Source organism: Bacillus sp. LR--39 (assembly GCF_053613335.1).
Genome location: NZ_JBSIOT010000792.1, coordinates 1 through 742, shown reverse-complemented (window position 1 = coordinate 742; position 742 = coordinate 1). Strand labels below are relative to the sequence as shown.

Genomic DNA, 742 nt, shown 5'->3' with positions numbered 1-742 from the left:
TACAGAGGATAATTCAGTTGAAGTCATTACAGATGGACGGGATAAATTTCAGCGGCTGCTGAGTGACATTTCAAAGGCTAAGGATCATATCCATTTACAGTATTATATTTATAAAGGCGATGAATTAGGCAAAAAATTGCGGGACGCTCTCATCCAAAAGGCGAAAGAAGGTGTTCAGGTCAGAGTGCTTTATGATGAACTCGGGTCCAGAACGCTGAGAAAAAAGTTTTTTAAAGAGCTTCGCGAGGCTGGCGGGCATGTGGAGGTCTTTTTCCCGTCAAAGCTCAGGCCGATTAACCTGCGGCTGAATTACCGAAACCATCGAAAGCTTGTGATCATAGACGGAATGACCGGTTATGTCGGAGGCTTTAACGTCGGAGATGAGTATCTAGGGCTTAATCCGAAATTCGGTTATTGGCGGGATACGCATATCCGGCTGCAAGGAACGGCCGTGCACGCCATCCAAACACGGTTCATCCTTGACTGGAACCAAGCTTCTCATCACCATACGCTGACATATATTCCAAATCACTTTCCTGATTACGGCCCAAAAGGCAACGTCGGGATGCAGATTGTCACAAGCGGCCCTGATTCGGAATGGGAACAAATTAAAAATGGCTACATCAAAATGATTTCGAACGCCAAGCGTTCCATTTTGATACAAACACCTTATTTTATCCCAGATGCAAGCCTGCTGGATGCTTTAAGGATCGCTTGCCTTTCGGGCATTGACGTTAACATT

At 45.4% G+C, this 742-nt stretch carries 1 protein-coding gene; it reads left to right on the top strand.

Features of this window, described 5'->3' with window-relative positions; genetic code table 11:
• The coding region (gene cls, locus ACWHAR_RS26570) for a cardiolipin synthase (protein ID WP_452088361.1) at window positions 1-742 on the top strand (742 nt) is incomplete at both ends.